Source organism: Paractinoplanes tereljensis, assembly GCF_016862435.1.
Classification (GTDB): Bacteria; Actinomycetota; Actinomycetes; order Mycobacteriales; family Micromonosporaceae; genus Actinoplanes; species Actinoplanes tereljensis.
In genome coordinates, this window is the sequence record NZ_BOMY01000077.1 from 1 (window position 1) to 1,576 (window position 1,576).

The following is a 1,576-nucleotide window of genomic DNA, read 5'->3' on the forward strand; positions in this document are numbered from 1 at the left end:
TTTTAACCTTCGGGTTTCTGCAGGTCGGTTTGGGTGCGGGCGCGGTGGATGGTTTTGCCGACGTCGTGGTGGGGTGCGCGGTGTCGGTTGGGGCTGCCCGGTGGGCGGCCGGGGCCGGGTCGGGTGGGTTTCGGTGCCTGCGCGGGGTGACTGGTCTGCGGCCGGAGGTTTCTAAAGGCCCGCCGGACTCTGGCGGGGCTTAGCCGGTCGGCTCGGGTCGGGTCGGCGGGTTTCTCCCAGGGGCGGCGTAGGTCGTCGGTCAGGCTGCGGGCCAGGCGTAGTTGGGTGTGGGCGGCGATGATCAGCCAGGTCCAGGTGTCGGCGGCGGCTGGGTCGCGTAGCCGCGGCCGGGTCCAGCCGAGGGTCTGTTTGAGCAGCCGGAAGGTGTGTTCGAGGTCGAATCGGCGTAGGTAGGCCTGCCAGAGCAGGTCGACCTGGGCGGCGCTGAGGTCGGGCGTTGAACACCACAGCCAGATCGGTTTGGGGTTCTGCCCGGACGGGACACGGTCGACGGTCAGCCGGATGAGGGTGCCCTCGAGGATGGGCAGGGGCCCGCTGTGGCTGATCCAGGCAGCGCGGCGAGTCAGCCGGGGATGCACCCGATTGAAGGCGACGGCCTGGGCCATGCCGTAGCGGCGGGTCTCGGTCCGGGTGTGGTGAGCTGGTTGCGGCCAGGTGCCCTCGTCGGACAGCCGCAGTTCTGGGCCGTGGTGGCGAGGGCGGCCGACGGTGGTGGGTGTGCGTTGCGGCGCGGGTAGGCGCATCACCCGGCTGGTGCGCAGCCGGCCGAGGATCTGCAGAGGCAGGCCGGCCAGGTCATGGGCCAGGCGGGCGGTGTCGTAGCCGGAATCGGTCACGATCAGGATCGGCGGGTCACCGGGGCGCCAGTGTCCTGCGGTGATCAGCCGGTCGATGACCTCACGTAGTTGAGCGCAGGCCACGGCCATCTCGTCATCGGCCGGCCCGAGCCGCACGGCATCGAGGATCGCGGTCCAGGACGTGCGGCCGGTCTCCAGGGCGGCCACGATCGAGTAGGGCCAGCCGGGAACCCGCTGGTCCTGGGCGCGGGTCTGCCCGGACACGTGGCAGTAGAGCCGCTCGGGGCTGGTGTGGGCCTCACGCCGAAGCCAGGGCGACACGTCGATAGCCAGCACGATCCGCCCGTCAGCAGCCAGCGGGAACGGCACAGTTGTTACCGCCCGGCGCAGCCGGCCCAGATCGACCCGGCCGTGGTTGATCGCGTCATACAGCGCGCCATGACCCCGGCGATGCTCGGCGGTCAGACTCAACCCCACCAGGCTCTCGACCGGACCGTCGGCGCACAACAACGCGTCGGCCAGCTCGAACAGGGCGTCGGATCGCCGGGTCAGACAGGCGTAGAACTCCTCCCGGAACCAGCCGAGTCGCCGCAGCGACTCGACGCGGTCAACGGGGTCAGGCACACTACTCATCACGGCCTTCGGATCAGGATCATGGTCATCTTCAGCGAGACGACATGATCACCGAAGGCCGTCTCTCTGTCCAATCACGACACCGTGAAACAGCAGGCAGACCAGCCCGAAGGTTAAAAGACAAG

The 1,576-nt window shown here is 69.2% G+C and carries 1 protein-coding gene; it reads right to left on the minus strand.

What is annotated here, in order from left to right:
• Positions 1-2 precede the first annotated feature (2 nt).
• Positions 3-1,451 carry an NF041680 family putative transposase gene (locus tag Ate02nite_RS48520; RefSeq protein ID WP_203814809.1) on the minus strand — a complete coding sequence of 483 codons (1,449 nt, stop codon included), beginning with the start codon at positions 1,449-1,451 and terminating at the stop codon, positions 3-5.
• Positions 1,452-1,576 lie beyond the last annotated feature (125 nt).